The organism is Flavobacterium panici, assembly GCF_024499525.1.
GTDB classification, from domain to species: Bacteria; Bacteroidota; Bacteroidia; order Flavobacteriales; family Flavobacteriaceae; genus Flavobacterium; species Flavobacterium panici.
This window is the reverse complement of record NZ_CP100437.1, coordinates 3,771,923-3,791,088: the sequence shown is the minus strand read 5'-3', so window position 1 is coordinate 3,791,088 and position 19,166 is coordinate 3,771,923. Positions and strand designations below refer to the sequence as shown.

General features: G+C 34.5%; 15 protein-coding genes and 1 pseudogene. 5 read left to right on the top strand and 11 right to left on the bottom strand.

Features of this window, described 5'->3' with window-relative positions; genetic code table 11:
- Positions 1-58 precede the first annotated feature (58 nt).
- Positions 59-1,467 (bottom strand): annotated as a pseudogene (gene aspA / locus NLJ00_RS15935) (aspartate ammonia-lyase).
- A 135-nt stretch (positions 1,468-1,602) separates the two neighbouring features.
- On the opposite strand from aspA, the gene NLJ00_RS15930 reads away from it, so the two are divergent.
- Both NLJ00_RS15930 and NLJ00_RS15925 read left to right on the top strand, forming a co-directional pair.
- Positions 1,603-2,181, top strand: a complete 579-nt coding sequence (locus NLJ00_RS15930; protein WP_256634521.1) for a pentapeptide repeat-containing protein — start codon at positions 1,603-1,605, stop codon at positions 2,179-2,181.
- A gap of 183 nt (positions 2,182-2,364) precedes the next feature.
- Positions 2,365-2,688 carry a hypothetical protein gene (locus NLJ00_RS15925; protein ID WP_256634520.1) on the top strand — a complete coding sequence of 108 codons (324 nt, stop codon included), beginning with the start codon at positions 2,365-2,367 and terminating at the stop codon, positions 2,686-2,688.
- 208 nt (positions 2,689-2,896) lie between these two features.
- On the opposite strand, the gene NLJ00_RS15920 is transcribed toward NLJ00_RS15925, so the two are convergent.
- The 4 genes from NLJ00_RS15920 to glyA form a co-directional block, all read right to left on the bottom strand.
- Positions 2,897-3,400, bottom strand: a complete 504-nt coding sequence (locus NLJ00_RS15920) for a GNAT family N-acetyltransferase (RefSeq protein WP_256634519.1) — start codon at positions 3,398-3,400, stop codon at positions 2,897-2,899.
- An 18-nt stretch (positions 3,401-3,418) separates the two neighbouring features.
- Positions 3,419-4,459 carry a GMP reductase gene (locus NLJ00_RS15915; RefSeq protein WP_256634518.1) on the bottom strand — a complete coding sequence of 347 codons (1,041 nt, stop codon included), beginning with the start codon at positions 4,457-4,459 and terminating at the stop codon, positions 3,419-3,421.
- Between the two features lie 254 nt (positions 4,460-4,713).
- A complete protein-coding gene (gene miaE, locus NLJ00_RS15910; RefSeq protein ID WP_053472194.1) occupies positions 4,714-5,307 on the bottom strand; it encodes a tRNA-(ms[2]io[6]A)-hydroxylase in 594 nt (197 codons plus the stop codon).
- Positions 5,308-5,468: 161 nt separating this feature from the next.
- Entirely contained in the window at positions 5,469-6,743 is a 1,275-nt protein-coding gene (glyA, locus tag NLJ00_RS15905) for a serine hydroxymethyltransferase (RefSeq protein WP_053472193.1), read from the bottom strand.
- A gap of 109 nt (positions 6,744-6,852) precedes the next feature.
- Between glyA and fahA the strand changes: the two genes are divergently transcribed.
- Positions 6,853-8,136 carry a fumarylacetoacetase gene (gene fahA, locus NLJ00_RS15900; RefSeq protein ID WP_180858460.1) on the top strand — a complete coding sequence of 428 codons (1,284 nt, stop codon included), beginning with the start codon at positions 6,853-6,855 and terminating at the stop codon, positions 8,134-8,136.
- Positions 8,137-8,507: 371 nt separating this feature from the next.
- Here the strand turns inward: fahA and NLJ00_RS15895 are convergent, their stop codons facing one another.
- A complete protein-coding gene (locus NLJ00_RS15895; protein ID WP_256634517.1) occupies positions 8,508-9,548 on the bottom strand; it encodes an agmatine deiminase family protein in 1,041 nt (346 codons plus the stop codon).
- A 189-nt stretch (positions 9,549-9,737) separates the two neighbouring features.
- Here NLJ00_RS15895 and NLJ00_RS15890 point away from each other — a divergent pair, with 189 nt between their 5' ends.
- The gene (locus NLJ00_RS15890) at positions 9,738-11,258 is read left to right on the top strand and encodes a choice-of-anchor I family protein (protein ID WP_256634516.1); all 1,521 of its coding nucleotides are present in this window, start codon (positions 9,738-9,740) and stop codon (positions 11,256-11,258) included.
- A 202-nt stretch (positions 11,259-11,460) separates the two neighbouring features.
- Positions 11,461-12,720, top strand: coding sequence for an OmpA family protein (locus NLJ00_RS15885; protein ID WP_180856942.1), 1,260 nt, complete (start codon positions 11,461-11,463; stop codon positions 12,718-12,720).
- A gap of 69 nt (positions 12,721-12,789) precedes the next feature.
- On the opposite strand, the gene NLJ00_RS15880 is transcribed toward NLJ00_RS15885, so the two are convergent.
- The 5 genes from NLJ00_RS15880 to clpB form a co-directional block, all read right to left on the bottom strand.
- The gene (locus NLJ00_RS15880; RefSeq protein WP_180856943.1) at positions 12,790-13,680 is read right to left on the bottom strand and encodes a carbon-nitrogen hydrolase; all 891 of its coding nucleotides are present in this window, start codon (positions 13,678-13,680) and stop codon (positions 12,790-12,792) included.
- A gap of 166 nt (positions 13,681-13,846) precedes the next feature.
- A complete protein-coding gene (locus NLJ00_RS15875; protein WP_180856944.1) occupies positions 13,847-14,263 on the bottom strand; it encodes a hypothetical protein in 417 nt (138 codons plus the stop codon).
- Positions 14,264-14,430: 167 nt separating this feature from the next.
- Entirely contained in the window at positions 14,431-14,844 is a 414-nt protein-coding gene (locus NLJ00_RS15870; protein ID WP_256634515.1) for a hypothetical protein, read from the bottom strand.
- Between the two features lie 346 nt (positions 14,845-15,190).
- Positions 15,191-16,075: a DUF808 domain-containing protein gene (locus NLJ00_RS15865; RefSeq protein ID WP_256634514.1), complete on the bottom strand. Its 885-nt coding sequence runs from the start codon at positions 16,073-16,075 to the stop codon at positions 15,191-15,193.
- Positions 16,076-16,434: 359 nt separating this feature from the next.
- Positions 16,435-19,038 (bottom strand): ATP-dependent chaperone ClpB, encoded by a 2,604-nt coding sequence (gene clpB, locus NLJ00_RS15860; RefSeq protein ID WP_180856947.1) that lies wholly within the window; start codon positions 19,036-19,038, stop codon positions 16,435-16,437.
- Positions 19,039-19,166: the final 128 nt, after the last annotated feature.

The window sequence follows — 19,166 nt, the reverse complement described above, 5'->3', positions numbered from 1 at the left end:
CTTTTAAAAAAAGCCGTCAATAAATTGACGGCTTGTTATTATAATTTTTATAGCAATTTTACTTTGTGATAAATTTTGGATGGATTAAATTTTGTAAAGAATAGATTTCATCCCACTTTTCCTGTGTAATCAGCTTTCTTTCTAAAACGGCAATTTGATGTACACTTTTGTTTGTTTTTAAAGCTTCGCCCGCAATACTTGCACTTTCTTCATAACCAATAATTGGGTTTAACTGCGTTACAATTCCTATGCTGTTCATTACCATATTATAGCAATGATCCACATTTGCCGTGATTCCGTTAATACATTTATCTATTAAGGTTTGAATGGCATTTGAAAGATAATCTAAAGAGGTAAACATCGCAAAAGCAATTACAGGTTCCATAACATTCAATTGTAATTGTCCAGCTTCTGCCGCCATAGTAACCGTTAAATCCTGACCAATTACATAAAAACAAGTCTGGTTAACGACTTCTGGAATTACCGGATTTACTTTGCCCGGCATAATGGACGAACCTGGCTGACGTGCCGGTAAATTGATTTCGTTTAATCCCGTTCTTGGTCCAGAACTCAACAATCGTAAATCGTTGCAGATTTTAGAAATTTTAACTGCCGAACGTTTTAAAGTTCCCATAATTTGGACATACGCTCCGGTATCAACTGTTGCTTCGATTAAATCTGGTGAAAGTGTCAACGGAATTCCAACTTCTTTGGCTAAATAAGCCACACAAATTTCAGGATAACCTTCCGGAGCGTTTACTTTTGTTCCAATGGCGGTTGCGCCCATATTGATTTCCAGCAATAATTCCTGAGCATTTTTTAAACGTTGAATATCTTCGCCAATTGTTGTTGCATAGGCTTTAAATTCTTGTCCTAAAGTCATTGGAACAGCGTCTTGTAATTGTGTTCTTCCCATTTTTAAAACTTCTTTGAACTCCTCTCCTTTTTTGGCAAAAGCAACTTCTAAGCCCGAAAGTGTTTTAATAAAGCTGTCATTTTTAAATACAACGCAATTCTAAATGCCGATGGATAAGCATCGTTTGTAGATTGTGAACAGTTTACATGATTATTTGGGTGCAGAAAGTTGTATTCGCCTTTTTTGTGTCCCAGATATTCAAGACCAATATTGGCGATTACTTCATTGGCATTCATGTTTACAGAAGTTCCCGCGCCACCCTGAATTAAATCACTTACAAATTCATCATTAAATTTTCCGGCAATAACCTGATCGCTTCCGTAGCAAATGGCTTCAGCAATTTTTGGATCGATTGCTTTGCAGTCTTTATTCGCAAGAGCTGCGGCTTTTTTCACATAACCTAAAGCTTTGATAAACAAAGGTTCTTTTGAAATGGGAATACCGGTAATATTGAAGTTTTCTACCGCTCTAAAAGTTTGGATTCCGTAGTACAGATGATTCGGAATTTTTAATTCTCCTAAAAAATCATGCTCCTTTCTTGTTGATTCCATATAATTAAAATTGATGTTTTTTAACTTAAAAAATAAGCGTAAAGCTACATCAAATTCTAAATTTTGTTCACAACTTTTACTTAATATTTTGGCTTAAATTAGTACCTTTTCAGCCTCAAAAATTTAAAAATAAACTTGAAAAAAGAAAGCGAATATTTTCTTGATAAAGAATATAATACAATTACTTATGCCAAAGACGATCTTAATTTTAAAGATTTCGAATGCTGCGTTTTTAATAATTGTAATTTTTCTGCCTGCACTTTTTTAGCGGTTACTTTTATCGATTGTGTTTTTAACAACTGCATTTTTACCGAAGCAAAAATTAATTATGTTGCTTTTAGAACGGTGGCTTTTAATGGATGTGAAATTAAAGAGGTAAATTTTGCCATGTGCGATAAACTGATTTTTGAAGTTCGTTTTAATGACTGCATTCTGGACTTTTCAAAGTTTTATACTTTAAAATTGAAAGCAACTCCGTTTACCAATTGCAGCTTAATTGCGGTTGATTTTATGGCCGCGGATCTAACGGGTGTTTTATTTGACAACTGTGATTTATACCGTTCCGAATTCGACAAAGCCATCGCCAACAAAACCGATTTTAAAACGAGTTATAATTATTCGATCGATCCGTCTAAAACTAAACTTAAGAAGGCTGTTTTTGCTTTGAAAGAATTGAAAGGGTTATTGTTTAAGCATGATATTGTTGTAACGTAGTTTCTAATAAACATAACGCGGATGACACCGATTTGCTTCGCAAAAGCGCAGATGAAACTGATTTTTTTATCATAATTTGAGAAAATAAATCCGTTTAAATCCGTGTCTTTGCGAAGCAAATCGGTGTCATCCGCGTTCTTTATATTATAGCTTTTTCTCAGAAGTTGTTTTGAGTTATTTTTAGTGCCATTTTTTATCAGTTCAACAAATATTTCATATGCTCTTTCTTTAAATATCCTTAAATTTTATCAGGAAACACTTTCTGAAGTTAATTCATCTGAATCTGGATGGCTTTCAAATCAAAAAAAACTGCAAACTTATTTAGATGAAAATCTAATTGATCCTGAAAGTACCACAGATAATTTTAGGGTTTTAACAACGCCAAAAGGTAAAAAGCTGGCAAAAAATCTTATTCCGTGGAATCAGATTTACGAGCGATATAATAATTTGATTAAATCTAGAGAAATTATTATTAAACAGATTGATGAAGAATATGATTTGAAATAAGATTGTAATAATTGAATAAAAAAATGCTAGTTAAAAAACTGGCATTTTTTATTTTCTTAATCAACAATAAAATGGCTCAACACACAGTTTGTCATTTCGACGAAGGAGAAATCTCCACAAGTAACTCCGCATAGAAAAGCTGTCCAATCTTTGTAGAGTTTCTTACGAAGATTTCTCCTTCGTCGAAATGACAAGACTACTTATAAATTTATTCTTGTATTTCCTTCCCCATCACATAATCCTCCATTAAATACCCATTTCCAATTTCTATATCAACTGTTTCCTTAACTTCGAAACCAAGCTTTTTATAGAAATTTAATGCGGTATTAAAACGGTTCACATTTAATAAAAGTGCTGCCGAATTGTTTTCTAAAGCTAATTTTTCAATTGATTCAAAGACTATTTTTCCGTAACCTTTCCCCTGTGTTTCCGGCAGAAGATAGATTTTATGGATTTTAGTCAGAGCTTCATTATTATAATTATGTTCAATTCCGATAAATCCAATTGTTGAATCTGAATCTGAAATTAGATAAAATAATTGTTCTTTATTCTCGATTTGCTTAGCTAAAGCTTCCTCAGAATAAAATAAATCTAACATATAATCTAACTGTTCTTTGGTCAAAATTTCACCGTAAGTAATTGGCCAGGTAATATTAGTGATTTCCTGAATTGTTTTGATATCATTTAAACCCGCTTCTGAAATGGTAATCATATTATATTCTAAAATATTTTAATTTGTAAAAACCTGATTTTCTTGTTCGCTTACGCGGATGAAAGTTGTTCGTTTTGTAAGCTCTTTCAATTTTGATGCACCAACATACGTACAAGTGCTTCGTAATCCGCCTAAAATGTCTAAAACTGTAGCGATAACATTTCCTTTAAACGGAACTTTTACTGTTTTTCCTTCGCTTGCTCTGTATTCTGCAACGCCTCCAACATGTTTTTCCATTGCCGTTGCCGAACTCATTCCGTAGAATTGTTTGAATTTTTCGCCGTTTATTTCGATTAGTTCTCCTCCGCTTTCGGTATGTCCGGCAAACATTCCGCCTAACATTACAAAATCAGAACCTGCACCGAAAGCTTTTGCAACGTCTCCCGGAGTTGAACAGCCGCCATCGCTTATAATATGACCGCCTAAACCGTGGGCTGCATCGGCACATTCGATAATGGCAGAAAGCTGCGGATAACCAACACCTGTTTTTACACGTGTGGTGCAGACAGAACCCGGTCCAATTCCAACTTTTACGATATCGGCGCCAGCTAAAAGTAATTCTTCGACCATTTCGCCTGTAACTACATTTCCGGCAATAATTACTTTATCAGGATATTGTTTTCGGGTTTGTTTTAAAAACTGAACAAAGTGTTCTGAATAACCATTGGCAACGTCAATACAAATAAATCTCAATAACGGATTTGCTATTATGACTTTTCCAATCTTATCAAAATCTTCTTTCCCGGTTCCGGTGCTTATGGCTATATAATTGTAAAAATCCGGCGTTACATTTTTCAAAAAACTATTCCATTCTTCTAAAGTGTAATGTTTATGAATGGCTGTAAAAAGTTTTTCTTTTGCCAAAACCTGAGCCATTTCAAAAGTACCAACTGTATCCATATTGGCGGCCATTATGGGAATTCCTGTCCAATCTGAAGTGCTGTGTAAAAACTTAAAATTTCGTTCTAATGAAACTTCAGATCTGCTTTTGAGCGTTGATCTTTTTGGGCGAATCATTACGTCTTTAAATCCTAATTTCAGATCGGTCTCTATTCTCATGGCTTTGAATTTTGGTTACTTTCAAAGATAAAGATTTTAGAGTTTAGATTGTTGATTTTAGATTGCTAAACTTTGCGTTTAATTGGCACACGGATGATACGGATTCGCTTTCGCGAAAGCGCGGATTTGACGCGGATTTTTAATTTGGTTTAATTTTAGTTTCAGGTTTCAGGTTTCAGGTTTCAGGTTTCTCATTGGAGCGCGTTTCGACTTCGCTCAACGTGACAAACTTGAAACTTGAAACTAAACTAAAACTATCCGTGTATCGTTTCGTTTTTCCCGTAATTTTTAATAATCGATTCTTCAAACTCCAGCCATTCTCTCCAGCGTTTTTCAACGTCGATTCCGGTTCCGTATTTTCTTGCGTAGGTGATGAATGTGGTGTAATGTCCCGCTTCGCTTTCCATTAATTCTCTGTAAAAAACAGCTAATTCTTCATCTTGAATATTTTCAGATAAAACTTTGAAACGTTCACAGCTTCTTGCTTCGATCATTGCTGAGAATAATAATCTTTCTACAAGACCAGAAACACGGCTTCCGTCGCCGCTTTTTTTCATGTATTGGTACAATTCGTTTACGTATTCGTCTTTACGTTCGCGTCCTAGTTTTAATCCTCTTTTGATAATGATATTATGAACCTGCTCAAAATGATCTATTTCTTCTTTGGCTAAAGCCAATAAATCTTTCACCAAATCCTGATGTTCGGAGTTATTGGTAATAATTGTAATTGCGTTTGTTGCTGCTTTTTGCTCGCACCAAGCGTGATCTGTTAAGATTTCTTCTATGTTTTTCTCAACGATATTTACCCATCTTGGGTCGGTTGGCAATTGTAATCTTAATACGCCCATGGTCTTTTTGTTTTTTTTGTTTGCTTCGCCAATTCGGCTAAAGCCTCGTGTCAGGTTTCAAGTTTCAGGTTCTTTTAGGAACGAAAAAAGTTTAAAGTCTTAAACTGTCTTTTGAACAGTGTAAAACTTTAAACTTGAAACTTTAAACTTGAAACTATTTTTTAATACGCAAAAATTGGTCTTTCGCTCATTAATTCGTTTACTTGTTCAGCAACTTCTTCGATAACATCTTCATTTGTATGATCAGTAAGAACTTTATCGATTAAAGCTACGATAGTTTCCATATCTTTTTCAACTAAACCACGAGTTGTGATTGCAGCTGTTCCAACACGAATTCCTGAAGTGATAAATGGTGATTTATCGTCAAATGGAACCATGTTTTTATTTACTGTAATTTCTGCTTTTACTAATGCGTTTTCAGCTTCTTTACCAGAAATGTTTTTATTTCTTAAATCGATAAGCATCATGTGGTTATCAGTTCCGCCAGAGATAATGTTGTAACCTCTTTTTACGAAAGCATCTGCCATTGCGTTTGCATTTTTTTGTAATTGCATTGCATAAGAGAAGAATTCATCTTTTAATGCTTCACCAAAAGCAACTGCTTTAGCAGCGATAATATGCATTAAAGGCCCACCTTGGTTTCCTGGAAAAACAGCTAAGTCTAATAATGAAGACATCATTCTGATTTCTCCTTTTGGAGTTTTTAATCCTTGTGGGTTTTCGAAATCTTTCCCCATTAAGATCAAACCTCCACGAGGTCCGCGTAATGTTTTGTGAGTCGTTGTAGAAACAATATGACAATGTGGAATTGGATCGTTTAATAATCCTTTTGCAATAAGACCTGCAGGATGAGAAATATCAGCAAATAAAATTGCTCCTACGCTGTCAGCGATTTGTCTGAAACGAGCAAAATCCATATCACGAGAATAAGCCGAAGCTCCTGCGATGATTAATTTTGGCTGTTCTTTTGTTGCAATTTCCTGAATTTTATCATAATCTAAACGACCAGTTTCAGCATCTACTCCGTAAAAAACCGGACGGTATAAACGTCCTGAAAAGTTTACAGGAGAACCGTGCGTTAAGTGACCACCGTGAGATAAATCGAAACCTAAAATAGTATCACCAGGATTTAAACATGCGTGATAAACTGCTGTATTTGCCTGAGAACCTGAGTGAGGCTGTACGTTTGCGTATTCAGCACCAAATAATTCTTTAGCTCTGTCAATAGCAATTTGCTCGATAACGTCAACTACTTCGCAACCGCCGTAGTATCTTTTGCCAGGATACCCCTCAGCATATTTATTAGTTAAAACAGACCCGGCTGCTTCCATTACCTGATCACTTACAAAATTTTCTGAAGCAATTAGTTCTAATCCGTGAATTTGTCTATCTTTTTCTTCTAGAATAAGATCAAAAATTTGTTCGTCGCGTTGCATTTCTTCGTTTTTCGTTAATTTCCTGCAAAAATACAAAAAAACGTTTGTGATACTGTTAGATTATGATATATTTGACATGTAATTTTTCAACAAATAATTAACATTCAACATGCCAATAACCGCCAACGATACCAAAAGAAAATCATGGTTAGAAGTACCTGAAAATAGCGACTTCCCTATTCAAAATATCCCTTTCGGTGTATTTCTTACCAAAGAAAATGTCGTTACAGTAGGAACTAGAATTGGCGATTACGCTATAGATTTAGGGGCTTTACAACAATTAAACTATTTTGAAGGAATAGATTTAACCGATGATATGTTTATGCAGGACACGCTTAATGATTTTATTTCTGATGGAAAAAAAACATGGCGTTTGGTGCGAAATCGTATCGCTGATATTTTCGACGAAACCAATCCACAGCTAAGAGATTCAACAAAAGACCGCGATATTGTTATTTTTAATATCGACGATGTCGAGATGCAACTGCCCGTTTTAATTGGTGATTATACTGATTTTTATTCAAGCAAAGAACACGCTACAAACGTAGGTAAAATGTTCCGCGATCCAGAGAATGCTCTTCTGCCAAACTGGTTGCATATTCCGGTTGGATATCACGGAAGAAGTTCGACAATTGTTCCATCTGGAATTCCGGTTCACAGACCAATGGGGCAAACAATGCCTGCAGGCGGAGATTATCCAGTTTTTGGCCCGTCTCGTTTAGTAGATTTTGAACTTGAAACTGCTTTTATTACTACTGATGTGAATATTATGGGAGAAAATATCCCAACATATGAAGCAGAAGATTATATTTTCGGAATGGTTTTATTGAATGACTGGAGCGCGCGCGATATCCAAAAATGGGAATATGTGCCTCTAGGACCATTCTTAGCAAAAAACTTTGCAACATCAATTTCTCCGTGGATTGTTACTATGGATGCCTTGGAGCCTTTTAGAACAAAAGGACCTAAACAAGATCCGTCGCCGCTTCCGTATTTGCAAACAAAAGGAAAAAAAGCTTTTGATATTCATTTAGAGGTTTCAATTAAGCCAGAAGAGGCTGAAGAAACTGTGGTTTCAAAATCAAACTTTAAATATTTATACTGGTCAATGAGTCAGCAGTTAGCGCATCATACTTCAAACGGATGTCGTGTAAATTCTGGTGATATGATGGGATCTGGAACTATTTCGGGACCAACTCCTGATAGTTTTGGTTCTATGTTAGAATTGACTTGGGGCGGGAAAAATCCGCTTACTTTAAAAGATGGAACTGAACGTAAATTCATTGAAGATAATGATACTGTAATTATTAGAGGTTTCTGTGAAAATGCAGAAGTTCGAATTGGTTTTGGAGAAGTTGCGAGTCAGCTTTTACCTCCATTTATCAGACAATGAAGAGCAGATAAATCATCTGAAGATATATAGAAAATAAAAAACCTTGGTTATCGCCAAGGTTTTTTTTTTATGTCTTTTTTTGCCACAGATTAAAAGAATTAAAATGATTTTTTTATCTGAATGTTTTTAATCTCTCAAAGTCGCGAAGGCGCAAAGTTTCCCCATTTTTGTCATTTCGACGAAGGAGAAATCTCCACGAGAAGCTCGACAAAGATTAATTGTTGCAGAGTTACTTGCGGAGATTTCTCCTTCGTCGAAATGACAAATATTACTTTTAACTTTTTCTACACTTTACGAGGCTTCGACTTCGCTCAGCCTGACAAAGCAGTTCAAAAAACTTTGTGTCTTTGTGCCTTCGTAGCAAAAATAAATTAAGCCGGAATCTGTTGGCTTAAGCAATGCAGTGTTCCGAATCCCCAGATAAAATCTATACAACTTATTCCGATTACTTCTCTGTCAGGGAAACATTCTGATAATATATTTAATGCAACACGATCGTTGCTGTCATTAAATGTCGGCACTAAAACGCAATTATTTAAAATTAAGAAATTAGCATAACTTGCCGGCAATCTTAAATCTTCAAAATCTACACGTTTTGGCATTGGTAATGCTACAATAACAGGAGATTTTCCGTTTTCTAGTTTTGCATTTTGCAAACGTTTCAAATTATCTTGTAAAGGTTTGTAGTTTGAATCGTTTTTATCCGTTTCAACAATCGTTACAATTGTATCTTCATTAACGAATCGGCATAAATCGTCGATGTGTCCGTGTGTATCATCACCTTCTATTCCATCTCCAAGCCAGATAACATTGGTAACTCCAAGATATTCTTTAAAAACAGCTTCGTAATCTTCTTTGGTAAAACCTTGATTTCTAACCTGAATTGTTGGATGCATTAAACATTCTTCAGAAGTCAATAAAGTTCCTTTTCCGTTTACATCAATTGCACCGCCTTCAACGATTACAAGTTTTCCTTTATATGTAACCTGAGTTAACGGCACATCAATAAAATCAGCAACTTTGCCTGGAACAAATTTATCCAATTGATAGTTTTTATATTTTGCCCAGCCATTGAAGTTGAAATTCAAAGCTTCTCTTTTTGAACCATTTTTTACAATAATCGGTCCGGAATCACGCATCCAGCTTCTGTTGGTTTTATGGATTATATAGGAAACATTTTTGATATTAACACGAGCTCTTTCAAGCATTTCGGCTACTTTTTCTTTTAGCTTTTCATCGGCTACCACCAAAAAAACAGTTTCAAAAGTGGCTACTTTTTTAATAAATTCTACAAAAGCCCATTGAACTGCTTCATATTTTCCCGGCCAGTCGTTACCGTTATGCGGAAAACATAATACAATTCCTTGTTGTTTTTCCCACTCTGCTGGAAATCTTCTATTATTTGCTGCCATAAAAAAGTTCTAATTTTTAAAAGTGTACAAAGATAAGCATTCGTTAGGATTTTAAAACATCTGAATACAAATCATGTGTTATTTCACAAAGAATATCTTCCAAAAATTAAGTTAAAGATTAAATAATGAAGGCTTAATATTCGACCGGGATTGGCTAATTACTTTTGGCAAAAACTAAAACACTAACAAATGAAAAAAGTAACCCTATCCTTATTAGCAGCTTTATTTTTAATGACTAGCTGTAATAACGATGAAAACGCTAACAACGAAGAACAAGAAGTTGTTGTAAATGAAAATCCTGCCACTTTTAAAGAAATTGGTTCAATTAAAATTGGAGATGCTGCTGCCGCTGAAATCTCTGCTTACTGCGAAAAAACAAAAAGACTTTTTACTGTAAATAACAGTGGAACGAATCAAATTGATGTTATTGATTTAGCTGATCCAACAAAACCGGTTAAAATTGGCAAAATTGATTTAGCTGCTTATGAAGGTGCTTCAAATAGTGTTTCTATTTATGATGGAAAACTGGCTGTTGCTTTAGAATCAACAGTAAACAAACAAGGAAACGGAAAAGTTGTTGTTTTTAATACAAGCGATTACAGTTTAATAAAACAAGTTACAGTTGGTGCATTGCCAGATATGATTACATTTTCTGCTGACGGAAAATATATTATGACTGCTAATGAAGGTGAGCCAAATACCGATTATTCTCAAGATCCAAACGGAACCATTTCTATTATCGAAACTAGTAATTATACTGTTACAACTCTTGATTTTGCTTCTTTCAGCAGTCAGGCTGCGGCATTAGCTAAAGACGGATTCAGAATTTCTAAGTTTGCTAAAAGCTTTGCTCAGGATATTGAACCAGAATACATTACAATTTCTGATGATTCAAAAACGGCTTGGGTAACTTTACAGGAAAACAATGGTGTTGCAAAAGTAGATTTGACTTCAAAAACTATTACTGCAATTTACCCTTTAGGATTAAAAGATTACAATACGGCAGAAAATGCTATTGATGTAAGTGATAGTGACGATAAAATTGCATTTAGCCCATGGAAAGTTAAAGGATTGTATATGCCGGATGCTATCAGTCATTTTTCATCTAATAATGTTCCTTATTTTGTTACTGCTAATGAAGGTGATGCAAGAGAATATGATGCTTATACGGATATTAAACGTATGAAAAGCTTAAAGCTTGATGCAACGGTTTTCCCTGATGCTGCTACTTTAAAGTTAGATGCTAATTTAGGAAGATTGAATCTTATTACTGATATGGGAGATACTGATGGTGATGGAGATTTAGATGAAATGGTGAGTTTTGGTGCAAGATCATTTTCTATCTGGAATGGAAACACTGGAAAAATTGTTTATGACAGTAAAAATGATGTTGACAAAAAAACGAATGAATTAGGAACTTACGATGACAAACGAAGCGATGATAAAGGTTCTGAACCAGAAGCTGTAGTTGTTGCCAAAATGGGAAATCAGAATATTTTGTTTGTTGGTCTTGAAAGATCTGATGCTTTTATGACTTATGATGTTACAAATCCTGCTTCACCTCAATATTTACAAACTGTAAAAACGGGTGATGCTCCAGAAGGTGTACTTTATATTCCTGCTTCAAAAAGTCCAACTAAAAGAAGTTTAGTTGTAGTGAGCAACGAAGGCGATGGAACTATAAAAATATATCAGCCAGATTTAAAATAACCAGTATTTTAAAATTCAAAAAAGGGTAAGATTTAGATTTTATCCTTTTTTTTTGCTAAAAACAAAAGTTTAATTAATGTATTTTCAGATTCTTAGACAAAACAATGGGAATTATGTAAGACGGGATACAACACATTCCAAAAATGCCAGCCCTACTTTTGCTAAGAGTTTAAATAAAAGCCGAATTAAATTTTTTGATATTATGAAAAAGAAATTAGCATCTGTATCTCTTTTACTATTAGCCTTCGCTGCAAATGCACAAATGACTACAACGTCTACAACACCAAGTATTGAAAAGCCAGAATATAACAAATGGTCTATCGAATTAAATGGTGGTGTTAATAAACCAACACGAGCCATGACTCCGGGATATGCCACTGAAAGCCTGAATTTGTTTCATGGTGATTTAGGTGTACGATATATGTTTAATCCAAAGTTTGGTGTAAAGTTAGATGTTGGATACGATCAATTTACAGAAAAAGACAATACTCCTGATTTTGAAAGCCGATATGTACGTGCAAGTTTACAAGGGGTTATTAATGTTGGACGCGCCTTAAATTTTGAAACATGGACAAATACTATTGGGATTTTGGCTCATGGAGGTTTTGGAGTTTCGCAAATTAGTACTGAAACCGGTTTTGGCGGTCAGGATTATATGGCGCACGGAATCGCGGGTTTGACAGGACAAATTAAATTAAGTAACCGAGTTGCTTTGACTGGTGATCTTACCGGAATTATTAACGGAAGACAAAACTGGAATTTTGACGGAATGGGAAATACTACAACCGATTCTTTTGATGGTATTTTACTAAATGCATCTGTTGGTTTGACTTTCTACTTAGGTAAAAATGAAAAACATGCTGACTGGTATTCTGAAGAAAATGAAAGGTTAAATAAATTAGAAGACAGAGTTACTACTATTGAAACTGGCCTTATTGACAGTGATAAAGATGGTGTCGCTGATCTATATGATTTAGAACCAAATACAATTGCCGGAGTGGCTGTAAATACAAAAGGGCAGTCTATTGACAATAATCAAAATGGTGTACCGGATGAACTGGAAAGCTATTTAGAGAAAACATATGGACAAAACGGTAAAGGTGCAACAAACAGCACTGTAGAAGAATTAATTAATGGAGGATATGTAAATGTTTATTTCGATTTTAATTCGTCTAAACCAACAAACGCTTCTTTATCTGGTGTTGATTTCTTAGTGAAATATCTAAAAAATAATCCTGGAAAATCTGCGGATATTGTGGGATATGCTGACGAAATTGGAAAAACAAGCTACAATACTGAGCTGTCAAGAAAAAGAGCTGAAGCTGTGAAGAAAGTTGCTGTTAATGCGGGAATTGATGCTTCAAGATTGAATGTAATTGCGAACGGAGAAGATACTTCGGTAAACAAAAATTCAAAAGAGGCACGTCAAATCGTGAGAAGAGTTACTTTTCAGGTAAAGTAAATTATATATTACATTAAAAAAGGCGGTTTCAAATTATTGAAACCGCCTTTTTATTTATATAAAGATAAATTATTTATCGATTGCTCTTTTTGTAATATCTCCAAACGCATCAATTCTTCTATCTCTGAAGAATGGCCAGTTTTGACGAACATTTTCCTGTAAATCTAAGTCAACCTCAGCAATTAATATTTCTTCTTTATCGTGAGATGCCTGAGCTAAAATTTCTCCCTGCGGGCCAGCGATAAATGATGCTCCCCAAAATTGGATTCCTTCTGTTCCTTCAAGATATTTTTCAAGACCAATTCGGTTTGCTGCCGCAACGAAAACACCATTTGCAACGGCGTGGCCTTTCATTACGTTCATCCATGCTCCGTATTGATTTTCTCCGTATTGTTCTTTTTCTTTTGGATGCCATCCAATTGCAGTTGGATAAAATAAAACCTCAGCACCTTTTAAAGCTGTAATACGAGCAGCTTCCGGATACCATTGATCCCAGCAGATTAATGTTCCAACTGTTCCTTTTTTAGTCTCTATTGCCTTGAAACCTAAATCCCCTGGCGTAAAATAGAATTTTTCATAAAAGTGCGGATCGTCTGGAATGTGCATTTTACGGTATAAACCAGCTTCTGTACCATCTGTATCGATGATATAAGCGCTATTATGGTAAATTCCTGCCATTCTTTTTTCGAAGAAAGGAACAATAATTACTACTCCTAATTCTTTTGCCAATTCGCTGAAAGCTATAAATGAAGTGCTATAAAGTGGTTCTGCTAATGCAAAATTATCTACATCTTCACTTTGGCAGAAATAATGGCTGCTATATAATTCAGGAAGTAAGATAACTTCTGCGCCTTGACTTGCCGCATCTCTTACCCAGCTGATACATTTTTTTAAATTGTTTTCGGCTACATCATTCAGGTTTAACTGAATTACCGATATTTTATATTTTCTTTTCGACATGACATAAAATTTAGAGTGCAAAAATAGTAAATTTTAAAGGAATGGCAAAAGCGCGGTATTTTATAATATAATTAAATGTGTAGATATCTTTAAATAAAAAACCATCTTACATCAACTTAAATTAAATTGCTGCAAGATGGTTTTTCAACCCAAAAATTCAGGTAAATTAATCGATAACTACTGACTTAGTTATGAATTCTGTTTCTGACTTTTTGAATTTGATAACATAAGTTCCTTTTGATGGTGCCAAAAAAGTATATGTTGTATGCAAAGCAGTAGGTGTTTGGTTTGGACAAGTTGTATTAGGATATTTTGCTTCTACCTGAAATCCTGTGTCCTTACCCAGTGATATATCAGCGATTCTATCAAATTGACCGCAAGCATTATCTACAATAAAAGATATTTCATAATTAATTTCGACATTTACTTTCCCTGTCGCAGGTCCGCTGATTGCCGTAACATTTGCTGCTCTAGAAGTAGTTTCGGTTGTTTCTTTACCATTATTATCGTCACTACTGCATGAAACCAAAGAAACAGATAAAAATAATACTGCTAAAACTGACTGTAATTTAAAAATCTTCATATAAAATTAATTAATTGTTTATTGTTATAAGATGAGGCTAAAGTACAAAGGTTGCTTGAAAAAATGCTAAATTTTTATAATTTCTTAAAAATAAAAACCATTTTACATCAGTTTAAAAATTAAACGTCTGCAAAATGGTTTTACCACCTAAAGTAATCAACTCAGAATTAGTCTATAACAACTGACTTAGTTATGAATTCTGTTTCTGATTTTTTGAATTTGATTTCAACAGTTCCTTTTGCAGTTGCTTTAAATTTATAAACTGTTTTTTTAGGATCTGGAACTTGCTGCGTGCAAACTCCTGTTGGATATTTCGCTATAACTTGTAATCCATTAACGGCTCCAATTTTTACTTCAGAAATTTTATCGAATTCTCCACAAGCATTATCAACAACGTAAGTTACTTCATAGCTTAATTCGTCATTCACTTTTCCTGTAGCTGGTCCACTAATTCCTGTAACTAATGCTGCTTTTGAGACTGAATCGTTTACTGGTTTCTCGTCGTCATCATTATTACATGAAACAAATGCAATTGACAAGAATAAAACTACTAAAACTGATTTTAATTTAAAACTTTTCATATAAAATAATAATTTAATGTTATAATAATGAAGATGTGGGATAAATAAAATGGTTGCTTTAGCCGAATGTTAATTTGGAGAATAAAAAGAGTAAACTTTTGTAATTGAGAAACTTATCCGATAAAAATATTTTTAAAAAGAAGCATAATTTCTTATGAAAAACAAAAAAATCTCGTTTAGCCCCGATAGAAACGACATCCTTTTATGGTCTCGTTTTTTTACGAGACCATAAAAGACATTGTAGATAGCGGGACAATAGGTATTTTGAAAATTGATAATTCTGCTTCAAAAAAAAACACCGGTCTTTCGACTGGTGTTTCATAAATTATATGATGTTATTTTTAGACTATTGTTTTTTCTTTTTAAAAATCTTTTTAAAGACATTCACAAATCCTAAAACTACAAGCCCTAAAGCCAATCCAATTACAAATTCTTTTATAATGGAAGGGATCTTAATTTCTTCGTCTAAATGATGGAAATATGGAATGTAATGCACAAAAATACCTCCGGCAACTAATATCAAAGCTATTGTACCAATTACGGTTAGGCTTTTAATAACCAATGGAAGTGCTTTAACCAAAATATTTCCTATGAATTTTGATATGCTTTTTTCTCTTTTACTAAATTTGATAAGCTTATACCCTGCTTCATCCATTCTAACAATTAGGGCTACAATACCATAAACTCCTATAGTTGCGATTACTGCAATGATTGATGTTACGATAATTTGTTGTGTAATAGGCTTGCCTATTACAGTTCCCAGTGCTATAATTACGATTTCGACAGATAAGATAAAATCGGTTACGATTGCTGATTTTATTTTGCCTTTTTCGGCTTCTAAAATTTGTTCTTCTGTTAGAACTTCTTCCGTAATTCCTTCTGATTCTTCGTGATCATGAGGAAAAATAAATTCGTAAATTTTTTCGGCTCCTTCATACGCCAGGAAAAGTCCTCCAAGAACCAAAATTACAATTATTGCAACAGGAAAAAATGCACTTAATAGAAAAGCGACAGGCAAAATAATAATTTTGTTAAGGAGGGAACCTTTACTAATTGCCCACAATACAGGAAGCTCCCTTGATGAAGCAAACCCAGAAGCTTTCTCAGCATTAACTGCCAAGTCATCGCCTAGAATACCTGCTGTTTTTTTTGCTGCAACTTTACTCATTACTGCAACGTCGTCCATAATTGCTGCGATATCGTCTAATAGTACGAAAAAACCTGATGCCATTATATTTTGTCTTTGTTTAAATTTAGTTGTGCGAATTTAAGACTTTTTATGCTGATGTTTTTAATGATTTGATGGATTTAAATTTTTAACTACACTGACCTAATAATAGCCAGATAATTACAAATACGAGTATAGTTCCAAAACATCCGCCGCCTAATTTTTTCGCTCCATATCCAGCGATTAATCCTCTAAATATATTGTTCATGATAATTAAATTTTATGTTATAGTAAATTTGAGAATTAAATCAGAATTTCTGTTTATATGACTTTTGAAAAAAGTTTCATTATTCACGGATATAAAAAAAACACCAGCCTTTCGACTGGTGTTTCCTCCTCAAAAAAATAATTAACGAAACAAATTATAGTACGGGTTGTGTTTGATTTCTAAAAACCAGCTTCCCGTCGAAAGCATCCAGTAAGATGATGCTGTCTGTTGTTATATTTCCTGCAAGGATTTCTTTTGACAACTGATTCAAAACTTCTCTCTGAACAATACGTTTTACAGGTCTTGCACCAAAATGCGGATCATAACCTTTGTCTGACAAGTAAGCTATTGCTTCTGGAGTTGCATCCATCGTAATACCTTGAAGTGCCAGCATTTTTGTAACGCTCTTTAATTGCAGACTTACAATTTTTGAAATATTATCTACTGTAAGCGGCGTAAACATTACGATTTCATCTATACGATTTATAAATTCAGGACGAACGGTTTGTTTTAATAATCCTAAAACTTCATTTTTAGCAGCTTCTGTGGCCGCTTCAACGCTTCCTTTTAGGTTTTCAAATTTTTCCTGAATAATATGACTTCCCATGTTAGATGTCATAATGATAATCGTGTTTTTGAAATCAGCAAGGCGGCCTTTATTATCAGTTAATCTACCTTCATCCAAAACCTGCAATAAAATATTGAAAGTATCCGGATGTGCTTTTTCGATCTCGTCTAACAAAATAACTGAATATGGTTTTCTACGAACAGCTTCGGTCAATTGACCACCTTCATCATAACCTACATATCCCGGAGGCGCACCAACTAAACGGCTCACACTATGGCGTTCCTGGTACTCGCTCATGTCAATACGAGTCATTGCATTTTCGTCATCAAAAAGATATTCTGCTAATGCTTTTGCCAGCTCTGTTTTACCAACTCCCGTTGTTCCTAGGAATAAGAATGTTCCAACTGGTTTTTTCATATCCTGCAAACCGGCACGGCTTCTGCGAACGGCATCACTCACGGCTTCAATTGCTTCTTCCTGACCAACAACTCGTTTGTGTAATTCATCTTCAAGATGCAATAGTTTTTCTCTTTCTGTCTGAAGCATTTTCATAACCGGAATTCCAGTCCATTTTGCTATAACTTCTGCAATATCTTCTCTGGTTACTTCTTCTTTAATTAAAGAATTACCAGATTGAAACTCCAATAATTGTTTTTGTAACGCTTCCTGACGTTCCTGTGCTTCTTTGATTTTTCCGTAGCGAATTTCAGCTACTTTACCATAATCACCGTCACGTTCTGCACGTTCTGCTTCGTATTTAAAATCTTCAATTTCTAATTTTACAGCCTGAATTCCGTCAACAATATCTTTTTCAGATTTCCATCTGGCGTAGATTTCGTTGCGTTCTTCTTTCAGGTTTGCCAAATCCATGTGCAGGATTTTCAGTTTGCTTTCTTCTTTTTCACGTTTAATGGCTTCTATCTCGATTTCCAACTGCATTATTCTACGATCCAAAACATCTAATTCCTCCGGTTTTGAATTGATTTCCATACGCAGTTTCGAAGCCGCTTCGTCCATTAAGTCAATCGCTTTATCCGGTAAAAAACGGTTTGTAATATAACGCTGCGAAAGTTCAACAGCGGCAATAATCGCCTCATCTTTAATTTGTACTTTATGGTGCGTTTCGTATTTCTCTTTAATTCCGCGTAAAATTGAAATCGCACTTTCCGTATCCGGTTCGTCGATTAGTACTTTTTGGAAACGTCTTTCAAGCGCTTTATCTTTTTCAAAATATTTTTGATATTCATCTAAAGTTGTAGCTCCAATTGCTCTCAACTCTCCACGGGCCAAAGCTGGTTTCAGGATATTAGCAGCATCCATTGCACCTTCACCTCCACCCGCGCCTACTAGCGTATGAATTTCATCAATAAACAAAACGATATCTCCTTCGGCAGCGGTAACTTCTTTTACAACTGATTTTAAACGTTCTTCAAATTCTCCTTTAAATTTTGCTCCGGCGATCAAAGCCCCCATATCTAATGAGAAAACGATTTTATCTTTTAAGTTTTCCGGAACATCTCCATCAACAATTCTGTGCGCTAAACCTTCTGCAATTGCGGTTTTACCAACTCCGGGCTCACCAATAAGCATTGGGTTATTTTTTGTTCTACGTGTCAAAATCTGCAATACACGACGAATTTCTTCATCACGGCCAATTACCGGATCCAGTTTTCCTGTACGCGCTAATTCATTTAAGTTTTTAGCGTACTTATTTAATGAATTATAGGTTTCTTCGGCAGAAGCAGAAGTTACTCTTTCGCCTTTACGTAATTCTTCGATTGCGGCTTTTAAACCTTTTCCGGTAACACCCTGATCTTTTAAAATTTGAGATACTTTGCTTTTTGAATCAAAAATTGCCAAAATTAAATGTTCGATCGAAACGTATTCGTCGTTCATTTTTTGTGCAATGATCTCTGCTTCATTCAAAGCTTTGTTTGCATCTCTGGAAAGTAAAATGTCACCTCCTGAAACTTTTGGAAAACTCTGAATTGTACTGTCTAAAATTTGTAAAAACAAAGGCACATTTACGTTTAATTTCTTTAAAATAAACGGCGCGACGTTTTCATCAACTTCAAAAATTGCTTTGAAAATGTGTTCATTTTCAATTTGCTGCTGGCCATTTCGCTGCGCTAATTGCTGCGACAATTGAATGGCTTCCTGCGATTTAATAGTAAATTTATTTATGTTCATATTTTTTAAGATTTGATTGATTTTTGTTTTTAAATATTCGATTACATTAAAGTTACAACTTATCGAGGTACATTTTTAACTCAAAAGATTTAACTTTGTTTTCTAATATTCAAATTATATTCCACAGT